The sequence below is a fragment of the Bacillus sp. JJ722 genome, assembly GCF_036963345.1.
Lineage (GTDB): Bacteria > Bacillota > Bacilli > Bacillales > DSM-1321 > Bacillus_AD.
This window is the reverse complement of the sequence record NZ_JBALMO010000004.1, coordinates 30,535-36,051: the sequence shown is the minus strand read 5'-3', so window position 1 is coordinate 36,051 and position 5,517 is coordinate 30,535. Positions and strand designations below refer to the sequence as shown.

The 5,517-nt window shown below is 36.1% G+C and carries 6 protein-coding genes; 1 reads left to right on the top strand and 5 read right to left on the bottom strand.

Annotated features, from left to right (window positions below; genetic code table 11):
- Nucleotides 1-224 precede the first annotated feature (224 nt).
- From V7014_RS00410 to V7014_RS00390, 5 genes are all read right to left on the bottom strand, one after another.
- Complete coding sequence (locus V7014_RS00410; RefSeq protein ID WP_335502708.1) at nucleotides 225-683, bottom strand: TlpA disulfide reductase family protein; 459 nt, start codon at nucleotides 681-683, stop codon at nucleotides 225-227.
- 110 nt (nucleotides 684-793) lie between these two features.
- Nucleotides 794-1,336 carry a peroxiredoxin gene (locus V7014_RS00405; protein ID WP_335502706.1) on the bottom strand — a complete coding sequence of 181 codons (543 nt, stop codon included), beginning with the start codon at nucleotides 1,334-1,336 and terminating at the stop codon, nucleotides 794-796.
- A 316-nt stretch (nucleotides 1,337-1,652) separates the two neighbouring features.
- Nucleotides 1,653-2,783: an N-acetyldiaminopimelate deacetylase gene (locus V7014_RS00400; protein WP_335502703.1), complete on the bottom strand. Its 1,131-nt coding sequence runs from the start codon at nucleotides 2,781-2,783 to the stop codon at nucleotides 1,653-1,655.
- 86 nt (nucleotides 2,784-2,869) lie between these two features.
- Nucleotides 2,870-3,580 carry a 2,3,4,5-tetrahydropyridine-2,6-dicarboxylate N-acetyltransferase gene (dapD, locus tag V7014_RS00395; protein WP_335502700.1) on the bottom strand — a complete coding sequence of 237 codons (711 nt, stop codon included), beginning with the start codon at nucleotides 3,578-3,580 and terminating at the stop codon, nucleotides 2,870-2,872.
- 103 nt (nucleotides 3,581-3,683) lie between these two features.
- A complete protein-coding gene (locus V7014_RS00390) occupies nucleotides 3,684-4,562 on the bottom strand; it encodes a LysR family transcriptional regulator (protein WP_335502697.1) in 879 nt (292 codons plus the stop codon).
- A 105-nt stretch (nucleotides 4,563-4,667) separates the two neighbouring features.
- On the opposite strand from V7014_RS00390, the gene V7014_RS00385 reads away from it, so the two are divergent.
- Nucleotides 4,668-5,402 carry a sulfite exporter TauE/SafE family protein gene (locus tag V7014_RS00385; protein WP_335502694.1) on the top strand — a complete coding sequence of 245 codons (735 nt, stop codon included), beginning with the start codon at nucleotides 4,668-4,670 and terminating at the stop codon, nucleotides 5,400-5,402.
- The last annotated feature ends 115 nt before the right edge of the window (nucleotides 5,403-5,517 follow it).

Below are 5,517 nucleotides of genomic sequence, written 5' to 3'. Positions count from 1 at the left end.
TAAGTGGGAGATTAAGCACTGGTTAGAATCAGATTGGTCCAACTAATAATCGGCGGGAGTTAAACGCCCCCACCGATTAAAATTTCACTTTATTGTTTTACTGTAAAAACTAAAAGAAGCCATGCATCAGACAAGCGGTTCTTGTTGGCGACTGTGTTTTTAAGAACCGCTTAGTCTTATGCAAGACAAAAGTTACATACGAAAAAATCATATACATTCACTTACTATTGTTCACTTTGTGTCGATTCATCCAATACGCGATTCACGCGCTTTTCAAGCATTTTCATTCCACTACCACCCGCTTGGAAATGACGAAGTACACCGGTCTTATCAAATACATAATAAGCAGGTACATATTGATTTTCAAAAGCTTCATTTAGTTTTAAATCCCCGTCGATAAAGATTGGTTGAGTAATATTATGCTCGGCGGCAACTGCTTTAATTTCATCCAAATCTAAATCCTTTTCAGATCGGGGCATATGCACAGCAATAACATTTAGACGATCTTGATATTGATCTCTAAATTCATTGATATTTGGCATTGCTTCTTTACAAAGATGACAAGAGGTTGACCAAAAATGGATTAACGTAGGTTTATCAGCAATAAGTTGGTCTCTTGTTACTTCGCCGTTTAACCATTCAGTAGCCCCTAACAATTCAGGCATTTCAGCACGTAATTTCATCGTATCCACTCCTAGAATAGTCTATATTCCATTATTATATATAATGGAACTAACACAAAGAGGTTGTCCAAAGTTGGTACTTAAGACAACCTCTATTGCTATGAAAAAAATTAAAGTGTTTTTTGACCTGGTTTCCAGTTTACTGGACATAGACCACCCGTTTGAAGTGCTTGAAGTACGCGAAGAGTTTCATCTACGCTACGTCCAATGTTGTTGTGGTTAATTACAGAGTATTGTAACTCACCTTCTGGATTGATTATGTAAAGTCCACGAAGAGCAATACCTTCTTCTTCAATTAATACGCCATATTCACGAGAGATAGCATGGTTTGTGTCAGCTGCTAATGGATAATTTAATTGACCAAGACCATTGTCGTTACGGTCTGTGTTAATCCAAGCTAAGTGAGTGTGAATAGTATCAGTAGAAACACCAATTACTTCAGCATCAAGATCTTGAAACTCATCGTAACGATCAGACATAGCTGTGATTTCTGTTGGACATACAAATGTAAAGTCCATTGGATAGAAGAATAGAACAGTCCATTTGTCATTCTTCATATTTTCTTCTAAGCTTACTTTTCCAAATTCCTTATTAGCTAAAACTGCATCCATTTCAAAGCGTGGTGCTTGTTTACCTACCATACGTTCCGGCATGTATAATCCCTCCAAAAGTAAATTATATATTAACTGAGAAATTGGTTAATTAATTCTCAATTAGAAACATATTCCAATAACGATTATACGGATATAGATTTAAAAAGTCAAATAGTTGTCAGAAATTAGTATAAAATAATATTAATTATAAATAATCTAAAAATTTTTATAATTCGGATCGAATTTCTACAATTATCTTCATGGTTAATTGTATCATTTTTTAGAATTCCAAGAAAACAAAAAGCATTATTACTTTATTGACAAAAAAAGTGATTCAATATGTAGTCTTCTACTACATCGTTGAACCACTTTCTAATTAATTATTTCCCTTCCAAGCTATGTATGAAGTAAGTAGCGATATGGCACTTGGAATTGCCTTTTCATTTGGATTTAACTTCGCATGGTGAAGTCCGTATTGCGAGTCGACACCAAGCCAAAACATGAAACCAGGTATTTCCTTCAGCATATATCCAAAGTCTTCACCCGTCATTGCTTCATTACATTCAATTACATTCATTTCGGTTTGTTCTTTAGTAAAATGCATAAATTCTTTTGTTAAATGTTCTTCATTGAATACTTGATAATACATTGCACCATAATCGATAACTGTTTCACATTCAAATCCCATTTTAATGCCCTCTACAAGAGCTTCTATACGTGATTTTACTTTCTTCATACTATCAGCCGATAAAGTACGAATTGTACCCTCTAAACGAGCGTTTTCCGCAATTACATTTTGCACTGTTCCCCCAGTAATCTTCCCTACTGTAATAACAGCTGAATCAAGTGGGTCAACATTTCTAGCAATAATCGTTTGTAGTTGATTCACTAACTGACAAGCAGCTACAACCATATCATTTGTATTATGCGGATAGGCAGCGTGACCACCCTTCCCTTTTAATTCAATAAATAATTCAGATGTATTTGCAAACAGCAAGCCTGGCTTTACAGCAATTGTTCCCACTGGATATTCTGGTGCAATATGTAAACCAATCATCGTATCTGGCATCCAACGCTTCATTTCCTCTGATTGCATCATTGGAAGTGCTCCACCCGGCCCCTCTTCGGCTGGTTGAAAAACAAATAGCACATGATCACGGATTGGATGATGTACAAAATGCGTAAGCACTCCTAGCGCGATACTCATATGAAAGTCATGACCACATGCATGCATACGACCTTCGTGCTCAGAAGCAAAAGCTAAACCTGTTTGCTCGACAACAGGCAAACCATCAATATCAGCACGATAACCTATTGTTTTAGTGGCATTTAACCCTTTCACTTTAACAAGAATGCCCGTTTTCCACGTTTCAATTTCTAACCTCTCAGCAGGAAGTCCATTAAGATATTCTAAAAGAAAGGCTTGTGTTTTAAACTCTTGAAAACCTATCTCTGGCATTGTATGTAATTTTCGTCTAATTTCTACAAAAGGTGACAATGAACTCAATACATTCTACCTCCTTTTCTTTTTAAAAAAAGTGACCGGACATGTACACTAAGAAGCATACATGTTGGTCACCTAAAAAAACAAAATTACAGTTTACGTAACTCTTGCATAATTTCAGTTTTTGATTTTGTCTTATCGTCGATTTGCTTAATCACTCTTGCTGGAGCTCCAACTGCAACAGAGTATGCTGGAATGTCTTCAGTAACGATAGCTCCCGCTGCAATAACAGATCCTTTACCAACTTTTACGCCTTCAAGAACAACTGCATTTGCACCGATTAGAACATCATCTTCAATAATTACAGGTTGTGCTGAAGGTGGCTCAATAACCCCAGCAAGAACTGCTCCTGCACCGATGTGACAGTTGCTTCCCACAGTTGCTCTTCCACCTAAAATTGCATTCATGTCGATCATTGTACCTTCGCCAATTACAGCACCGATATTGATAGAAGCACCCATCATAATTACAGCATTGTCACCAATTTCAACTTGATCACGAATGATTGCACCTGGCTCAATACGTGCTTTAATATCCTTTAAATCTAACATTGGAATCGCTGAATTTCTACGATCATTTTCTACAACATAATCTTCAATTTTATCGTTATTAGCAACAATTGCTTCATTAATTTCTGACCATTCACCAAAGATAACCCCTGTATTACCAGTAATGAAAGCTTTTGCAGATTCACCAAAGTTAATGCCTTCTAAATCACCTTTAATATAAACTTTAACTGGTGTAGATTTTTTTGCGTTTGCGATGTAAGAAATAATCTCGCGTGCATCTAACATTTTCATTATGAATTCCTCCCTATAACAACTGAAAAATAAACTAATCTATACTTTATCAAACAGTATAGTGTAAGACAAGTTAAACCTTTTTACTCTAATGATTATATCATTAGTTCGACTGTTTGATGTATTCTTGGACCACTTCAACAAATGCTTGAACTTGTTGCAATTGAAATGCTTTTTCATAACCTAGTAGCCACGTATCGCGCTCAAGCTGTTCATTCGATTCATCTAATAATGGAATTTTATATATGTTTTTTTCAAGATTTTGAATTGTTATTGCTGGTAAGATTGCATAACCAATGCCGTTTAAAGCCATTTGTTTACACGTTTCAATTTGATCGACAACAATCGTTTTCTTCGGTGTACTTTGAAAGTGACGATGCCACCAATCCTGCATTTCTTGATAATAATTCGAATCACTCTTAAATTGAATAAATGGACGGTTTGTTTCAAGAACTTGTTCCAGTCTATTCATTTCAGTATCTACTAAATATAATTGATCTTTGAATAAATGATGTCTAACTCCCTTCCAATCAGGCGTACCGCGGATAATACCAATATGTACTGTACCATCATGTAACGCTTTAAGGATTTCACTGCTCCAACCTGTAATTAACGAAATTTGCGCATGTGGATACTTATTAACATAGCTCTTTAATACTTTTGGAAGCCAATTTTGACCAACAATAGTGGCGCAAGCAATCTTTAAGGTACCATAAACCTTATTATCCATCGCTTGAATTTCTTCTCGTACTTTTTCTTCTCTTTCCAACACACTATTGGCAAGCTTAACAACTTCTTCTCCAGCAGGTGTTAAAGTTAAACCTTTTTGTGAACGAATGAATATTTGAGTTTGCCATGCTTTTTCAATGGTTTGTAATCGTTGAGACAATGCTGGCTGTGATACAAATAAACGCTCCGCTGCTTTGCGCATATTCATTTCTTGTGCTAAAACCGATAATAATTGATATTCTGAAAAATTCATTGTATGTACCTCTTCATAACTATTTCTTATAGTTCTCTATTACTTTAATGATATTTCAATTATAACAAAATGGTTTTATGCTTATGAAGTAAGGAGATGGTGCTTGTGACAGAATTTTTATTAATACTATTAGGATTTACGGTAGCACTCGTTGGAACATTAGCAGGTGGTGGTGGCTTAATTGGCATGCCGGCACTCCTTTTCTTCCAGCTACCCATTCACAGCGCCATTGCCACAGCCAAGTTCGCCAATACTATCAGTTCTTTTTCGAGCTTCTATCAACTATTGCGACAAAAGAAAATAGTTTGGAAGCAAGCACTTTATCTAATCCCATTTGCAGCCGGTGGTGGCATGATTGGGGGTCTAATTACAAATTCTATTTCCGAGGATTTAATGACATCAATCGCCATCATTTTATTAAGCGGCGCCTTTATATTATCACTAGTGAAAAAACCAACATTTGAAGCGAATACAAACTGGGTATTACCAAAAAAGATTTTACCTATTTTATTTATCATTAGCATTTATGATGGCATGTTTGGCCCAGGACAAGTTACTCTCTTAATGTACACTTTCCTATTGTCAGGAGCGTCATTTATGGAAGCTGTCGCGTATTCTAGATTCCAAACATTTATTAGCTGTTTCTTCGCTTTTACACAATACGCTATTAGCGGCAACTTTATTTGGTCGGTAGGGATTTTCTATGCGATTGGAAGCCTGTCCGGTTCTATAGTGGCAATAAGGCTTGCACCAAAAATTTCTATAAACACACTAAAAAAACTGCTTCATTTCATAACCGTTGCTTTAATTGTTTCATTATGTGTTCAACTTTTTCAATAATCGATTACTATTCTTTCGTACATAGAAAAGCGCAAGCGCACGGTTAGCTTCGTATGGACTGGAGCCCTCCTACTGAGATAAAGGATACACGAAGAGACGGTAGTCGATTCGATGT